This window comes from Williamsia sp. MIQD14 (genome assembly GCF_051025635.1).
Classification (GTDB): Bacteria; Actinomycetota; Actinomycetes; order Mycobacteriales; family Mycobacteriaceae; genus Williamsia_A.
Genome location: NZ_JBPFDG010000001.1, coordinates 1,102,023 through 1,118,490 on the forward strand (window position 1 = coordinate 1,102,023; position 16,468 = coordinate 1,118,490).

General features: G+C 72.8%; 9 protein-coding genes. 3 read left to right on the forward strand and 6 right to left on the reverse strand.

Going from position 1 to position 16,468, the window contains the following annotated elements; genetic code table 11:
* Positions 1-117 precede the first annotated feature (117 nt).
* Together feoB and ACQ7HM_RS04710 are read left to right on the forward strand one after the other, a co-directional pair.
* On the forward strand, positions 118-2,064 hold the full coding sequence (feoB, locus tag ACQ7HM_RS04705; RefSeq protein WP_434215059.1) for a ferrous iron transporter B: 1,947 nt from the start codon (positions 118-120) through the stop codon (positions 2,062-2,064).
* The gene (locus tag ACQ7HM_RS04710; protein WP_434215060.1) at positions 2,061-2,645 is read left to right on the forward strand and encodes a NifU family protein; all 585 of its coding nucleotides are present in this window, start codon (positions 2,061-2,063) and stop codon (positions 2,643-2,645) included. Before feoB ends, ACQ7HM_RS04710 begins: the two co-directional genes overlap by 4 nt.
* 37 nt (positions 2,646-2,682) lie before the next feature.
* On the opposite strand, the gene ACQ7HM_RS04715 is transcribed toward ACQ7HM_RS04710, so the two are convergent.
* The 5 genes from ACQ7HM_RS04715 to ACQ7HM_RS04735 all read right to left on the reverse strand — a co-directional run bounded on the left by ACQ7HM_RS04715 (position 2,683) and on the right by ACQ7HM_RS04735 (position 15,253).
* Entirely contained in the window at positions 2,683-3,189 is a 507-nt protein-coding gene (locus tag ACQ7HM_RS04715) for a hypothetical protein (RefSeq protein WP_434215061.1), read from the reverse strand.
* A gap of 94 nt (positions 3,190-3,283) precedes the next feature.
* On the reverse strand, positions 3,284-9,157 hold the full coding sequence (locus tag ACQ7HM_RS04720; protein WP_434215062.1) for a PE family protein: 5,874 nt from the start codon (positions 9,155-9,157) through the stop codon (positions 3,284-3,286).
* 212 nt (positions 9,158-9,369) lie between these two features.
* On the reverse strand, positions 9,370-13,638 hold the full coding sequence (locus ACQ7HM_RS04725; protein ID WP_434215063.1) for a PE family protein: 4,269 nt from the start codon (positions 13,636-13,638) through the stop codon (positions 9,370-9,372).
* 184 nt (positions 13,639-13,822) lie between these two features.
* Entirely contained in the window at positions 13,823-14,320 is a 498-nt protein-coding gene (locus ACQ7HM_RS04730; protein WP_434215064.1) for a hypothetical protein, read from the reverse strand.
* A 96-nt stretch (positions 14,321-14,416) separates the two neighbouring features.
* Positions 14,417-15,253 (reverse strand): alpha/beta fold hydrolase, encoded by an 837-nt coding sequence (locus ACQ7HM_RS04735; RefSeq protein WP_434215065.1) that lies wholly within the window; start codon positions 15,251-15,253, stop codon positions 14,417-14,419.
* Positions 15,254-15,359: 106 nt separating this feature from the next.
* Here ACQ7HM_RS04735 and ACQ7HM_RS04740 point away from each other — a divergent pair, with 106 nt between their 5' ends.
* A complete protein-coding gene (locus ACQ7HM_RS04740; protein ID WP_434215066.1) occupies positions 15,360-15,908 on the forward strand; it encodes a TetR/AcrR family transcriptional regulator in 549 nt (182 codons plus the stop codon).
* A 9-nt stretch (positions 15,909-15,917) separates the two neighbouring features.
* Here the strand turns inward: ACQ7HM_RS04740 and ACQ7HM_RS04745 are convergent, their stop codons facing one another.
* Complete coding sequence (locus ACQ7HM_RS04745; protein ID WP_434215067.1) at positions 15,918-16,442, reverse strand: VOC family protein; 525 nt, start codon at positions 16,440-16,442, stop codon at positions 15,918-15,920.
* Positions 16,443-16,468 lie beyond the last annotated feature (26 nt).

Genomic DNA, 16,468 nt, shown 5'->3' on the forward strand with positions numbered 1-16,468 from the left:
AAGTCGGGCAACCGGTCTCGGCAGCACACAGCACGTGTCGACCCGGCGCTACTGTGGTGGACGAGGAGTCCAGGAGAGCCTTACCTGACTCGGATCGACGAGAGGGGGTGGGGGCGTATGAGCTGCGGACCGCACGGTGGCGCGGGGTCACTCGACGACCACTCCTCCGACGCACGCCTCGCCCTCGTCGGCAGCCCGAACTCGGGCAAGACGACGCTCTTCAACGCGCTCACCGGCTTGCGCGCCAAGACCGGCAACTATCCCGGTGTCACCGTCGCCCGCTACGAGGGGCGCACGCAGGTCGGCGAGCACGACGTTCTCGTCGAGGACCTGCCGGGGACCTACAGTCTCGATGCGATCAGCCCCGACGAGCAGATCGTCGCCGACATCCTCGACCCCGACGACATCACGACCGACACCCCCGACGGGCTCGTCGTCACGCTCGACGCGACCACTCTGCGCCGGTCACTGGGGATGCTGGCGCAGGTGCTCGGCACCGACCTCCCGGTGTGCGTCGTCCTGACCTTCACCGACGAACTGACCCGGCGCCAGGGGTCGATCGACGTCGATGCCTTCTCCCGCGCCATCGGCGTGCCCGTGGTCGCCGTCGTCGGTGGACGCCGGCGTGAACTCGGCGCGTTGCGGGAACTGCTCCCCCACCCCGATCGGTGGACGACCCCCGCTCTCCCACCGCCGGCCGACGGACCCGAGGTGACGGCGTGGATCGAGTCGGTGTTGGGCGCGTCGCGCTATCGGTTGCCGAGGCTCGACGACCGCACGCGTCGCATCGATGCCGTTCTGCTGCATCCCGTCTGGGGCACCCTGGTGTTCTTCGCGACGATGTTCGCGTTCTTCCAGGTCATCTTCACCGTCGCCGCACCGCTGCAGGACTACGTGCAGCAGTTCTTCGACTACCTCGCCGGCCTGGTCCGCGACAACATCGGGATCGGTTGGCTGGCCAGCTTTCTCGGCGACGCCATGATCGGCGGCGTCGGCGGTGTTCTCGTCTTCCTCCCGCAGATCGCGCTGCTGTTCATCCTCATCGCCCTTCTCGAGGGCGTCGGGTACATGGCCCGTGCGGCGTTCCTGATGGACAAGATCATGTCGGTCGCCGGCCTCGAGGGCCGCGCCTTCGTGGCGCTGTTGTCGTCGCTGGCGTGCGCCATCCCGGGGATCATGGCCACACGCACGCTGCCGTCGACCCGAGATCGGCTGGCCACCATGATGGCCGCGCCGCTGATGACCTGTTCGGCGCGGCTACCGGTGTACATCCTGCTGACCGGACTGCTCGTCGATTCGTCGGATCGCGTCGGGCCGTTCGGTGCGCAGGGTGTCGTGATGTTCGCGCTGTATCTCGGTGGCGCGGTGTCGGCGATGGCGACGGCATGGCTGTTCTCCCGCATCGGCCGCGGCACCGGACCCCTGTTGCCGTTCTACATGGAGATGCCGCCGTATCGCCTGCCCTCGGTGCGGTCGATGACGTTGTCGGTGTGGGACGCCTGCAGGGGATTCGTCCGCAAGGTCGGTGTCATCATCCTCGTCACCACGGCCGCGCTGTGGCTGCTCCTCAACCTGCCCACCCGCGGCGACAGCGACTTCCGCGCCGCCGGGATCGATCCGAACGACGACGCAGCGACGTCCTCGTACGTCATCGAGCACAGCGCCGGTGCGGCGGTCGGCAAGTTCATCGCGCCCGTGTTCGCGCCGCTCGGATTCGACTGGCGCATCAACATCGGCATCCTCGCGTCCCTGTCGGCGCGCGAGACCTTTGTCGCCACACTCGGCCAGGTCGGTGCCGCCGAGAACCCCGACGACCCGAGCAACGCCCTGCAGACGATGCGTGTCACGAGCGGTGAGCGGATCGGCGAACCGTTGTTCACCCCGCCCGTGCTGGCCGCGCTGATGGTGTTCTTCCTCTATGCACTGCAGTGCATGTCGACGATCGGTGTGATGCGTCGGGAGTCGGGGACCTGGAAATGGCCCGCCATCGCGTTCGGGTACATGTTCGTGCTCGCGTGGGTGATGGCCTTCGCCGCACACACGATCGTGGCGGCGGTGACATGACCGTCCCGATCCACCCCGAGGCCATCCCAGGGTCACCGCAGGAACTGCGCTGGGTGCTGCCCGCCGGCACGTTGGAATTCGTCGGCGAGGTCGCGGTTGCGCCGGCGTCGATCCAGGCGTGGGTGGACGACGGGGTCATCACATCGATGACCGCGGAACCCACAGCTCTGCGTATCGCGCTGCGCGACGGTCGATCCTGGCGTCGTGACGGCGCGGCGATCCGCACTGCCCTGAGCGAGGCGCTCACCACTGCGGACCAGTGGCGAGGAGCGTCGGCCGGGTCGGCCGACGACGTGTTGCGCGCTGCCGTGGGGCAAGTGCTCGCCGGAGAGGTGGGTGACTTCATCCGGTCCCATGGCGGCGCACTGGACATCGTCGATGTCGCTGCCGGTGTCGTCACCGTGTCCTTGGGCGGTACGTGCGCACACTGCCCCGCGTCCGACGTCACCCTCACCGATCGTTTCGAAGATGCTGTGCGCGCGCTGTTCCCATCGTTGGTCGAGGTCCGGGTGGCCGCGGCGCCGTCCCTCGCGTCAGGGCGTCGACTGCTCGGTCTCTTCCCCGTGTCATCACGCGGATAGCTCCGCGCTCGACCGTCCTGATGCGGTCTGCGGCGCCCTACTTACAGGTGTCGGAGACCGTGGTGGCGGCCGTGCCCGCGGCGCGCACGGCGGTCGTCACCTCCGACGACGTCGTGGTCGCGCCGGCGAGATACTGCGTCGCCACCGTGCGGTACTGCTTCGCCAGATCGGTCACCGCCGAGCGGAGTGCGTCGGGCGCCGCCGGGGCGGACTCGAGGGCGTCGCTCAGGTTCACCGACGCCGCGAACAACGCCAACCGTGCGTTCGCCGCGGCCGCCGAGACACCCGACTCACCCGCGGGCGCCTGTGCCCCGGTCTGGATGGACACCGCCTTCAGGTTCAGCGCGAACGCATCGCACACCGTGCGGGTGTCGCTGGAGCGCTGCGCGTCGGAGTAGCTCGGCGCGTCGTCGTCCGATCCACCCTGCACGAGTGCGAACACCGCGACCACGATCGACGCCATGGCGATCACCGCCGCGACGAGAGCAATGATCGTCGGCCTCCGACTGTCGGGAACACGACCGTGCTGCGACTGCTGACTCATCCGACCCCACTTCCGTTGGACCCCTTTGTACCTTCCGACGCCCAGCGAACCGTCCCGGGGCCGCCCGTGTCACCGTCGGAGGTCACGCGCGGACTCATCCGGTCGCAGTTCCGTTCGCGCCCTTGGTGCCGTCCGACGCCTGCGGCCCCGATCCGGCACCACCGGCGCCGCCGGCGCCACCGGTCGCCGTTCCCGCGCCCGGTGCGGAGGCGTTGCCGCCAGCCCCCCCGTTTCCACCGTCGCCGCCGTTGCGTGCGGGGTTTGCTGTGCCGCCGGCGCCACCCGCACCGCCTGCTCCACCGACCGCGTTGCCCACCCCGTTGTCGGCCGCGCCCCCGGTACCTCCATCGCCACCGTCGCCGGCGCTGCGAGTGGGACCGGCCGAACCAACGGTGTTGCTGCCGCCGACACCACCGGCCCCGCCCTGCCCTCCCGTCGCGGTCCCCGGTCCGATGCCGTAAGCCCGACCGCCCGCGCCGCCGTCGCCGCCGTTCGTTCCGCCCTGACGCGTGGAACCGGCTCCTCCTGCGCCCCCGTCGCCGCCTGTGGCGGTCGCGCCGATGCCGACACCTCCCGTGCCGCCTGCCCCTGCAGTACTGCCCACGCCGACCGAACCACCCCCGGTTCCACCGTCGCCGCCCACGCCGCGGCCACCGGCGCCCCTTGACACCCCGGCGCCACCGTCGCCGCCCCGCCCGCCTGCGCCACTACCCGCGCCACTCTGTCCGCCGTTCCCTCCATCGCCGCCCACTGCATCACCGCGATCGGCGGTGACCTGACCACCGCGACCTCCGACTCCGCCTGTGAAACTCGTGGAGTCGCCGCCGTTACCGCCGGCGCCGCCGATGCCGTTCGCGCCGTCCATACCCGTAGTCCCCGCGACACCAGTCCCGGCACGTCCGCCGCCTCCCGTGGGGCCTCCGGTTCCTCCGATGCCTCCGGCCGCGCCGGCGCCGCCTTCACCACCGCCACCACCGATCCCCGTCAGCGCGTTGCCACCCACGCCGCCGATACCGCCATTGCCGCCCGTACCGCCGATCCCGCCGGCACCGCCGTTTCCGTTTGCCCCGGCCACACCATTGACCAGGCCCGTGCCCGATCTCCCGCCGGCGCCACCCGCGCCACCCGCGCCACCGTTACCGCCGGCGATCCCTGCTCCACCCGGCCCTCCGGCCCCGGCACCGGTCCCGGCCGGATTCGCTGCTGTCGCGTCCATTCCTGCACGACCGCTGCCGCCGTTCGCCCCCGCGAGGCCGGCGCCACCGATACCACCGGTTCCGCCATCTCCCCCGTTTCCGCCGTTACCCTGCACGCCCATCGTCCCGCCCCGACCGCCGGTTCCGGCGATACCCGCGGCGCCACCGTTTCCACCGGCACCGCCGGCGGTCCCCGCGGCGCCTTGGCCGCCATTGATGTTCCCTGCAATACCGGCGGTACCGCTCAGTCCGTTCGCTCCGGCCGCACCGTTGCCGCCGTTTGCCCCGTTGCCGCCGGAGCCGTTCACCCCGGCCGTCCCGTTCGTCGAACCGGTGCCCGCGGCACCGGCATTGCCGCCCGACCCACCGGCGCCGCCGTTCTGGGCCGCGCCGCCGTTGAATCCGGCGACACCGTCACCGCCCCTGACACCGTTGCCGCCGCGCCCACCGTCACCGCCGTTGCCGCCGACGCCCTGGATCCCGGCTGTGCCGGCCAGTCCGCTCGTGCCGCCGCCTCCCGATCCGGCAGCGCCCGCCGTTCCTGCTGCACCGCCGACGCCACCGGCACCGCCGCTTCCTCCGGAACCGCCCGTAGATCCCGCACTCCCGAGCGCGACGCCGTCGGCTCCGCGTGCCCCGTCGTTACCGTCGGAACCTGCGCCGCCCATCCCGCCGTCACCGGCCGAGCCGCCGTTGCCTGCTCGGCCGGACAGGCCCGTCACCACACCGGTTCCACCGGCTCCCGCGTTCCCGCCTCGACCACCGTTGCCACCGGACTGCCCTGCGCCGCCGGTGTTGCCATTGGCGCCGGCGATGGTGGTGGTCGTCCTGCCCGCTGTACCGGTGGCGCCGTCGGCACCGTTGCCGCCGTTGCCACCGTTGCCACCGGCCCCGCCCACACCGTCGGTTCCCTTCGTGCCGTCGGCACCGGCGCCGCCGCCCGTGCCGCCGACACCGGACGCGCCGCCGAGGCCCGCGAGCCCACCGCTGCCACCGGCGCCTCCACGACCCCCGTCCTGGGCAGCCGTTCCCGAATCTCCGGGCACGAAGGCGTCTCGGCCGGACGCACCGTCGTTACCGCGCGAACCCATTCCGCCCTGGCCTCCGTCGCCGCCCGCGCCGCCGACACCGTTCGCACCGACCGCACCGTTCGTCGACCCCTGGCCGCCGATGCCGGCGTCGCCGCCGCGACCGCCACTGCCACCGTTCGTGCCTGCGCCGCCGGTGTTCCCGTTCGCTCCCGCGCCGACAGCGGCTGCCGCCGTCGAGCCCCGGACTCCGTCGGTTCCGTCACCGCCACGGCCGCCGTCACCGCCGGCCCCGCCGACGCCCTGCAGACCTGCCACTCCGGCCGCCCCGCTCACTCCACCGGTCCCATCGCCGGCCGCGCCCGCGACACCCGCCGCTCCGCCGGTACCGCCGGCGCCACCCGTTCCCCCGCGGTGTCCGTCGGTACCCGCGCTGCCCGCAGTCTGAACCGACTGTCCGTCAGCGCCTTTCGTGCCTGCTGATCCCGCACCGCCCTGGCCGCCGTCACCGGCCGCACCCCCGTCGCCGCTCCGACCGGCTGCGCCCGTCGTGTAGCCGGCGCCGCCCAGACCGGCGTTCCCGCCGCGCCCGCCGTTACCGCCGGCCTGACCGATCGCGCCGGTGTTGCCCGCGGACCCGGCTCCGACCGCAGCCGCGCCGACACCTCCGGTCGCGCCGTTCGCGCCGGATCCACCGGTGCCGCCATCACCACCGGCACCACCCACGCCCTGGAGACCCGCGGACCCGGCAGCTCCGGCCGTCCCGCCGGTACCTCCGGTTCCGGCTGCGCCCGCGGTGCCCGCGGTTCCGCCGGCACCGCCTGCGCCGCCAATTCCACCGGCCTGCCCGTCGGTGCCCGAACCGCCGGGCGTCGTCGCGTCGGTCCCGTCGACGCCATCGGTGCCGTTCGAGCCGGCACCTCCCCGGCCGCCGTTGCCCGCCGCTCCGCCGTTTCCGTTGATTCCCGCGGTCCCTGCGACGGTTCCGACACCTCCGCCACCGGCGTTTCCACCGCGACCGCCGTTGCCACCTGTCTGGCCGACTCCGCCGGCGTTCCCGTTCGCGCCGGAACCGGTGACCACGGTGCCGGCGTCACCGATTCCACCGTTCGCACCCGCTCCGCCGTTGCCGCCCTTCCCACCGTTTCCGCCGTCGCCCTGGACTCCCGCGGCCGCAGCCGCTCCGGCCACGCCGCCTATCCCGGCGCCAGCCGCACCGGCGACACCGGCCGCGCCACCGGCGCCGCCCGCGCCGCCCATGCCACCGTCTTGACCGGCCGCGCCGTTGCCACCGGTGGGCGTGCCCTCCGCGCCGTCCGCGCCGTCGGTCCCGTTCGATCCGGTACCACCCTTGCCGCCGGCTCCAGCCGACCCACCATTGCCGCTCGATCCGGCCTGTCCTGCAACCGATCCCGCGCCTCCCGCACCGGCGGCGCCGCCTTGCCCGCCGTTGCCGCCCGCCTGGCCGACACCACCGACGTTGCCGTTGGTCCCGCTTCCGACCGCGACAGCGCCCGTCGCGCCGACGCCTCCGGCAGCGCCCGAACCACCGGTTCCGCCGCTTCCGCCGTTGCCGCCCGCACCCTGAGCGCCTGTGGCTCCGGCTGCGCCGGTCACGCCTCCCCGCCCGGCGCCCGCCGTGCCTGCGATCCCCGCCGCGCCGGCCGCGCCACCGGCACCGCCCGCGCCACCGGACTGGCCCGCGGTACCGGAGGCGCCCGCGGTCGTCGCGTTCGTCCCGTTCGCGCCTCGCGCGCCGTTGCCGCCGACTCCACCCGTACCGCCGCTGCCGGCCGCGCCGCCGTTACCGCTCGCGCCGTCGGCACCCGTGGTCGAACCCGCTCCGCCGAGCCCGGCGGCACCTCCGGCTCCACCGTTGCCTCCGGTCAGTCCGGTTCCACCGGTGGCGCCGGCAGCACCCGAACCCGTGCCGTTCGCCCCGGCAGCACCGACCCCGCCGGCCGAGCCCGCACCGCCGACTCCGCCGTTGCCACCGGCACCGCCCGCGCCCTGCGCGCCCGCGGACCCGGCGGCACCGTTCGCGCCGCCGGACCCCACCGTTCCCGCGACGCCGGCCACACCCGCAGCACCGCCCGCGCCGCCGGCACCGCCGTTGCCACCGTCCTGTGCATTCGTTCCCGAGCCGCCGGCAGTCGTCGCGTCGATTCCGTTCGCGCCGTTCGTTCCTGCCGATCCTGCTCCGCCGGCGCCGCCGCTACCGGCCGCACCTCCGGAGCCGTTTGCGCCCGTCGTACCCGCTGTAGAGCCGGAGCCGCCGACGCCGGCGTTCCCGCCGCGACCACCGTTTCCACCCGCCTGGCCGACACCACCGACGTTGCCGTTCGTCCCCGTGCCGCTCACAGCCGCACCGGCGTCACCGGTCGATCCGTTCGCGCCCGCTGCACCCGAACCACCCGCGCCGCCATTGCCGCCCACGCCTCGCGTGCCGGCAGTGCCGCTCAGGCCTGCCGCCCCACCGATTCCCCCGGTACCCGCCGCGCCACCGCTGCCCGCCACGCCACCGGCACCACCGCTGCCACCGGCGCCACCGTCTTGACCATCCCCGCCGTTGCCGCCGGGAGTCGTCGCCGACGTACCGGCCGTGCCATCGATCCCCGCACCACCCGCACCTCCGGCGCCGCCCGAGCCGCCGACCCCACCGCTGCCGTTCGTACCGACCATCCCGACCGCGCCGAAGAAGCCCGAAGCGCCTCCGGCTCCGGCGTTCCCGCCACGACCACCCGCACCACCAGCGGTACCCGTGCCACCATCAGCGCCGGCGGCGCCCGCACCGGTACCGTCCGCACCCGCGACACCGTCGACACCCGTACCTCCGGCACCACCGAGACCGCCGGCACCGCCGGCGCCTCCGTTGCCGATCACCACACCGCCTCGACCACCAGCGCCTCCGGCACCTCCCGCGGTTCCGGCCTGCCCTGCCGCACCGACCTTCCCGGCTGCTCCCGCGCCACCGGTTCCGCCGGTCCCGAAGAAGCCAGCGTCACCACCCGCACCACCCGTACCGCCGGCAACCGTCGCCGCACCACCGGCGCCACCATTGCCGAACAGGCCACCGTTACCGCCCGCACCGCCGTTCGCGCCACGACCACCGTTGCCGAACAACAGTCCACCGTTACCGCCATTGCACGCCGCCGCAACACAATCCGCTGGAGCATCAGCGCCATCACCGATGAACACCCGGATCAACATCCCCAAACCCGCAGCAGGATCGGTCCCCGCCGCCGGTACGAACGCATACGCCGTCGACGACGAACCCGCCGTCGTACGCAACGGCGTCCACGTCGTATCCGGAGAGAACATGCTGAACCGCGACACCGACGCCTGCGACACCGGACCCGAACCACCGGTGGCGGTCGAGGGGACGAACAGCGTGACCGGCGACGAACCGGTTCCCGACAACGGCGGTACCGAGGAGGTGCTGCCGGTCGCGGTGGACTGGGGTGCCTGCTCGGGCACCACCACCGATGACCCCGTGGGCAACGACGACAGCATCTGCAGGGTCTTGCCCGTGAGGACCACGCCTTCGAGGTGCACGCGGCTCAGAGCGCTGACCGTCGAGGCGTCGACCCCCGCCGCGGCGGTGAGTGTGGCCGGGTCCGACCCGAGCCCTGATCCCACCAACACCGCGGCTGCTGCCGTGGTCACGACCGCACCGGCAGCAGTGCCCGCCAAGCCCGCCTTACCGACGGACTTCGACACCCGCGACGCCTTGTGAACTCCCACGACAACTCCCTCGAACAGTCTGATCTCGCTCTTACGGCGAACCCTAGAAACGGTTTGCATATTTTGTGCAAATCTTTAGGTTGTACAACAACTTTCGGTTCCCAAGCACCCACGCAGACCGGCCGCACCCGAGGTATCGGATGCGGCCGGTGCGTAGCGCGAACCGTCAGGTCACTGATGAGGCTCCGCCCCCGGTGGGGTGGAGTACACGATCACCCGACGCCGGTGCCGTTGGCGCCCTTGGTGCCGTTGGACGCGGTTCCCGCTCCCTTGCCGCCCGCACCACCGGTGCCACCGGTCGCCGTTCCGGCGCCCGGAGCGGTGGCCGATCCACCGGTTCCACCGTTGCCTCCGGCGCCGCCGGTGACCGCCAAGGATCCGGAGCCTCCGGCACCGCCGGTTCCGCCCGCACCTCCGGTGGCGTTTCCGCTGGAGTTCGAGGCCGTGCCACCGGTTCCGCCGGTTCCACCCTTTCCGCCGGCAACGCCGGATGCACCCGTGCCTCCCGTGCCTCCCGCACCACCCGTCGCCGACGGCCCGTTTCCGACGGCCGCGCCACCGGCGCCGCCGGTCGATCCGGTGGTCAAGACGCCGCCGCTGCTTCCTGCGCTACCTCCTGCGCCACCGGTCGCGGTCGAACCCGACCCGGTACCTCCGGCGCCACCCGTTCCGCCGGCACCCGCCGCTGACGCACCGCCGTTGCCGCCGTCACCACCGATGCCCTGCCCGCCTGCGCCGGTCGAGGTACCCGCACCGCCGACTCCACCGGCCCCGCCCCTGACGCCGCCGCTGCCGCCCTGCCCGCCGTCGCCGCCCTCGGCACGACCACTGGTCGTCGAGACGCCTGCTCCGGTGCCGCCGGTGCCACCGGTGTTCGCCGCGGACGAGCCACCGGCTCCCCCGTTGCCACCGGCCACGTTTCCGGTTGTCGCGGCCACGCCGCCGCCGGTACCGCCGGTACCGCCGTTGCCTGTGGTCGACGTGCCGCCCGCACCGCCGTTGCCGCCGGCGCCGTTGTTCCCTGCAACGCCTGCCGTGCCCACCGTCCCGGATCCGGCTGCGCCGCCCGATCCCGCGAGACCTCCGGTGCCACCGATGCCGCCGGCCGCCCCGGTCCCACCGTTGCCGCCGTTGCCGCCGTTCCTGATGGTGGCGTTCCCGCCGGTGCCGCCGGTTCCACCGTTACCACCCACGCCACCGATACCGCCGGTGCCGCCGTTGCCGTTGGCTCCGGCCGTGCCGTTGACGAGCCCGGTACCGGCCGCGCCGCCTCCGCCGCCCACACCACCGGCGCCTCCGTTGCCGCCCACGGTGCCGTTACCACCCGTACCGCCGTTGCCGGGAGCCGAGAAGATGCCTTCGCCCGATCCGGCGGACCCGGTTCCGCCGTTCGTCCCGGCCCGACCGCTGCCGCCGGTACCTCCGGTACCGCCCGCGCCGCCGTTGCCGCCGTTGCCCTGGACACCGACCGAGCCGCCGGTACCCCCGGTGCCGACAGCACCTGCGGCGCCGCCGTTTCCACCGGCGCCACCTGCCGTGCCCGCACCGCCCGTGCCGCCGTTGATGGTGCCGGCGGTGCCGGCCGCACCCCCGGCCCCGTTCGTGCCCGCGGCGCCGTTACCACCCTGAGCACCGTCGCCGCCGGACCCGTTGGTCCCGGCCGAGCCGTTCGTCGAGCCGGTGCCCGCAGCGCCTGCGTTGCCACCCGCGCCACCGGCGCCGCCGTTCTGTGCTGCTCCGTTGTTCACACCGGTGACGCCGTTGGCTCCGGCAACACCGTTTCCGCCGCGACCGCCGTCGCCACCGTCGCCGCCGACGCCCTCGATGCCTGCGACACCGGCTGCGCCGGACGCACCGCCGGAACCGCCTGTGCCGGATGCGCCCGCCGTGCCCGCAGCCGCGCCCGCGCCGCCGTTGCCGCCCGCACCACCTGCTGTGCCCGCGCTGCCCGCGCCACCCGCGCCGAGACCGTTCGCGCCGTTCGCGCCGTCGGCTCCGTCCGACCCGTCGCCGCCGTTCCCGCCGTCGCCGGCTGCGCCACCGGTCCCGTTGACACCGGTTGCGCCCGCGACGGTCCCGGCACCACCGATGCCGGCGTTCCCGCCGCGTCCACCGTCGCCGCCGGCCGTGCCCGCAGTGCCGTCGTTGCCGCGCGTGCCCGTCCCGGTGACGACTGCTCCATCAGTGCCGTCCTGGCCGTCGGCGCCGGCACCACCGGTTCCGCCGTTGCCGCCGGCACCGCCGTTGCCCTGGATTCCGGCCTGACCCGCTGCACCCGCGACACCGCCGGCGCCCGTACCTGCGGCCCCGGCAGTACCCGCCGCGCCACCGAGTCCGCCGGCGCCACCGTTGCCTCCGCTGCCCGCATCGGTTCCCGACTCGCCTGCGACGACGCCGTCGATACCGTCCACTCCGTCGTTGCCGTTCGATCCGGTGCCGCCCTGACCGCCGTTGCCGGCCGCACCGCCACTGCCGCTCTGACCGTCGCTGCCGTTGACCGAGCCGACACCGCCGATACCGGCATCGCCTCCGCGGCCGCCGTTTCCGCCTGTCTGACCGGTGCCGCCGGTGGTGCCGTTCGCGCCGAATCCGACGGGAGCCGCGCCGGGATCGCCGGTCGCACCGTTCGCGCCTGCACCTCCGACGCCACCGTTGCCGCCCGCGCCGCCGACGCCCTGGATGCCCGCGGCACCCGCGGTTCCTCCGGCGCCCGTGCCCGCGGCACCCGCGGAACCCGCGGCACCGCCTGCACCTCCGGCGCCGCCCGCACCTCCGGCCTGACCGGCCTCGCCGGGAGTCGTCGCGGCCGCACCGTCGACACCGTTCGATCCCGCGCCGCCCGTGCCACCGTTACCGGCCGCACCGCCGCTGCCGCTCTGACCGTCGGCACCGGTGACCGCACCGGCACCTCCGATGCCCGCGTTACCGCCCCTGCCGCCGTTGCCGCCCGTCAGACCGGCTCCGCCGACGTTGCCCGAAGCACCCGACGCGGTGGCCACCGCACCCGACGTCCCTGTGCCGCCGGCGTTTCCGGCCGCACCCAGGCCGCCGTTGCCGCCCGCGCCGCCGTTGCCGAGGCCGCCCGCGGTGCCGTTCGCGCCGGCCGATCCACCGGTCCCACCGGTGCCCGCCGCGCCACCTGCGCCCGCCGCACCACCGGAGCCGCCCTTGCCGCCGGCGCCACCGTCCTGCCCGTCGCCACCGTTGCCACCGGCCCCGACTGCCGCAGTGCCGTCGGCGCCGTTCACACCCGCACCGCCGTTGCCGCCGCGACCACCCGAACCACCCATGCCGCCGTTGCCGTTCGCGCCCACCGCGCCGACGGCACCGAACAGACTCGATGCGCCACCGGCACCGGCGTTCCCGCCACGACCACCCGCGCCGCCCGCTGTGCCGGCCGTACCGTCTCCGCCCGCAGCACCCGCACCGGTCCCCGCCGCACCGGCGGTGCCGTCGACACCCGCACCGCCCGCGCCGCCGAGACCTCCGGCACCGCCCTGGCCACCGTTGCCGATCAGACCGCCACCGGCACCACCGACACCACCGGCTCCACCTGCGGTGCCCGCGGCACCGGCCGTCCCGGCCGCACCGACACCGCCGGCACCACCCGTTCCACCGCTGCCGAACACGAATCCGCCGCGACCGCCGGCGCCGCCGGCACCACCGGCGAGTCCGGTCGCCCCGGCTGCTCCCGCTCCGCCTGCACCGCCGGTCCCGAAGAAGCCCGCATTACCGCCCGCACCACCCGTGCCGCCGGCAACCGTCGCCGCGCCACCGGCGCCACCATTGCCGAACAGTCCACCGTTACCGCCCGCACCGCCGTTCGCACCACGACCACCGTTGCCGAACAACAGTCCACCGTTACCGCCATTGCACGCCGCCGCAACACAATCCGCTGGAGCATCAGCGCCATCACCGATGAACACCCGGATCAACATCCCCAAACCCGCAGCAGGATCGGTCCCCGCCGCCGGTACGAACGCATACGCCGTCGACGACGAACCCGCCGTCGTACGCAACGGCGTCCACGTCGTATCCGGAGAGAACATGCTGAACCGCGACACCGACGCCTGCGACACCGGACCCGAACCGCCCGCACCGCCCGTCGGAACGAACAACTGCACCGGCGACGACCCCTGCCCTGACAACGGCGGCACCGACGACGAACCGTTCACACCCGTCGAACCACTCTGCACCGGAGACTGATTCGGCACCACCACCGACGACCCCGTCGGCAACGACGACAACATCTGCAACGTCTTGCCCGTCAGCACCACACCCTCGGCGTGGACACGACTCAGAGCATGGTCGACAGACGCGTTCGCACCCGCCGCCACCGTCAACGACGTCGGGTCCGATCCGACTCCCGCCCCCATCAGAACCGCGGCTGCTGCCGTGGTCACGACCGCACCGGCAGCAGTGCCCGCCAGGCCCGCCTTACCGACGGACTTCGACACCCGCGACGCCTTGTGAATTCCCACGACAACTCCCTCGAGACTTCCAGTGATGAGGGTGAAGCTAGACCTCGACGTGCCGTGTTACGTCGATTTCACTTTTGTTTTGTCAAATCAGTCATTTGTTCACTCGTTCAGGCGACAAAGTTCAGCGACGCAAAGTAACGAAAGGCCGAAAGTTCGCCGTACGCAACATTCTTCGCGTGGCTCATCAACCGTGGGCGGATCGCCCGCGGCCGGGCATACTCGGCCATCGCGGAAGCAGTGGCTCGATCAGTGCCAACTCGTCGCGGGTGACCCACGAGGGGTTGCTCGCCTGCGGGAGACGCAGGATCTCCATGTGGGCGAGGCCGGGTATCTCACCGAGGTCGGTCGCCCGGACACGCTCGGCGTCGGGGAGGAGGCGGATGTCGGTGCGGGCGAGCCACGACGGCCGGTCGGAATCGTTCTCCGGGTCGATCTCGCTCGGACCGGTGATCCACCCGAGTCCGGCGATGCCCCGCGGTCGCGGGCCGGACGCCGGCCCGCTCGCCCACAGCAGTGCGCGCTGGCCCGCGGCCATCACGTCCTTGCGGTAGTTCGCCGCGACGCAGCGGGTGGCGAGAGAGCCTCGCTCCCTCGCGATCTCGACGACCGAGTCCCACCGGGTCCCGTTCACCGTGAACACCCACGCGCCCAGCGTCGCCGCGGTCACCGTCTGTGGGGCCATCACCCACGATGACATGTGCCACGACGCGAACCGGCCGCACCCGGGTCTCGAGTGCGGCCGGTGTGCGGACGAACCGCTACTTCGCAGGGAAGGTTCTCACTGGGCGAGGAAGTCCAGCAGGATCTTGTTGACCTCGGCGTGGTGGGTCCACAGCAGTCCGTGCGGGGCGCCCTCGATCTCGACGTACTCGGCGTCGGGAAGCGCCTTGGTGAACTCCCGGCCCGTGGAGTCGATCGGCAGGATGTTGTCGGCGGTCCCGTGCACGATCAGCGACGGCACGTCGATCTTGGGGATGTCCTCACGGAAGTCGGTCAGCCAGGTCGGCTGCGCCGCGACCGACGCCCACGCCGAAGCGTTGTAGGCGAGCTGCTTGTTCGCGGCGAGGGCCTCTTCGCTCAGTCGGTTGCCGAGGTAGTCGTCGGCGTTGAAGAAGTTCGTGAAGAAGTCGGTGAAGAACGCGTAGCGGTCGGCCTTCACCGCGTCGGCGAGACCGTCGAACACGCTCTGCGGGACGCCGGCCGGGTTGTCGTCGGTCTGCAGCAGGTAGGGCTCGAGCGATCCGAGGAACACGGCCTTGGCCACGCGCGACGAGCCGTACTTGCCGAGGTAGCGCCCCACCTCGCCGGTGCCCATCGAGAAGCCCACCAGAACGACCTGGTTCAGTTCGAGCTGATCGAGGACGGCCTTCAGGTCGGCCGCGTAGGTGTCGTAGTCGTGGCCGATGGTCGGCTTGCTCGACTTGCCGAACCCGCGCCGATCGTAGGTGATGACGCGGTAGCCGGCGTCGAGGAGGGCGGTGGTCTGCCTCTCCCACGACGACCCGTCGAGCGGGTAACCGTGGATCAGCACGACGGGCTGCCCGTTGCCGTGGTCTTCGTAGTAGAGCTCGATCGGAGCGGAGTTCTCGGTACCTGTGGTGGTGATGTAACCCATGACTGCCTCCTCGGCGAAGTCCTGATCGACGGTCGTAGAGAACGAACGTTCTCCGACACCGCCTACACTACAGAACGCTCGTTCTCACGGCAAGTACACTGCCGTCATGGACACGAGGACCGCCATCGTCGAGGCCGCTGACCGGCTGTTCTACGAGCGCGGGATCCAGCAGGTCAGCATGGACGAACTGCGCGAGTCGGCCGGTGTCTCCCTCAAACGGCTCTACGCCGACTTCCCCGGGAAGGACGCGATCGTGCTGGCAGTGCTCGACCACCGCCATGCGATGTGGGTGTCGGGGCTCGACCGCGTGGCCGCCCCGCTCTCGTCGCCGCGCGAGAAGCTGCTCGCGGTGTTCGACTTCCTGGCCGAGTGGTTCGTGACCGACGACTTCCGCGGCTGCGCCTTCATCAACGCCTTCGGCGAGCTCGGCGGATCGTCGCCCGAGGTCGCGGCAGCGGCGCGCGCCCACAAGGAGAGCTTTCAGATCTACGTCGACGACCTGGTGGAGAAGGCCGGCGCCACACCGGCCCTGGCCCGCCAGCTCGTTTTGCTCGCCGAGGGTGCGCAGACGACCTCGGCGATCGTCGCCGACCCGACCGCGGCACGACACGCACGCGACGCCGCCGCGACGCTCATCGCGGCGGCCCTGGACTGACGTCGCAGGCTACGAGCCCGACTGGGATGCGGCCCAGTCCGCCACGCGTCGTTCGCTCTCCTGCGGACTGAGGTCCTCGACGCGGGTCATCACCGACCAGCGCACACCGAACGGGTCGAGCACCGACGCGAAGCGGTCACCGGAGACGAACGTCATGGGCTGCTCGCGCACCGTGGCTCCGGCGTCGACCGCCCGCGTGACGGCGGCGTCGGCATCGGAGACGTAGACGGCGAGGGAGTAGATCGCCGGCGAACCCGGTGTGGGAGCGGCGAGGTCGTAGGTCGGGCTCGGCTCGCCGAGCTGCAGTCGCCCCTCGGGGAACTGCAATTCCGCGTGCGCGACGGACCCGTCGATGTCGGTGACGCCCGCGACGGTCGCGCCGAACACACTGCGGTAGAACTCGATCGCGTCGCGCGCCGGGCTCACCACGATGAAGGGCGTGAGCGACGAGTAGACGTGGGGGCGGCCGTCGGTGGTGTGGTCGCCGGTCGCGGCGGTGGTCTTCTCTGCTGGGGTGCTCTCGGATGTGATCATGGCTTTCATCGTCGGCGTCGAGAGCT

Coding starts and splice junctions, on each gene's coding strand:
- ACQ7HM_RS04740 (WP_434215066.1), top strand. CDS start 15,360: ATGGACACGAGGACCGCCATCGTCGAGGCCGCTGACCGGCTGTTCTAC.
- ACQ7HM_RS04745 (WP_434215067.1), bottom strand. CDS start 16,442: ATGATCACATCCGAGAGCACCCCAGCAGAGAAGACCACCGCCGCGACC.
- ACQ7HM_RS04710 (WP_434215060.1), top strand. CDS start 2,061: ATGACCGTCCCGATCCACCCCGAGGCCATCCCAGGGTCACCGCAGGAA.
- feoB (WP_434215059.1), top strand. CDS start 118: ATGAGCTGCGGACCGCACGGTGGCGCGGGGTCACTCGACGACCACTCC.
- ACQ7HM_RS04735 (WP_434215065.1), bottom strand. CDS start 15,253: ATGGGTTACATCACCACCACAGGTACCGAGAACTCCGCTCCGATCGAG.
- ACQ7HM_RS04730 (WP_434215064.1), bottom strand. CDS start 14,320: ATGGCCCCACAGACGGTGACCGCGGCGACGCTGGGCGCGTGGGTGTTC.
- ACQ7HM_RS04715 (WP_434215061.1), bottom strand. CDS start 3,189: ATGAGTCAGCAGTCGCAGCACGGTCGTGTTCCCGACAGTCGGAGGCCG.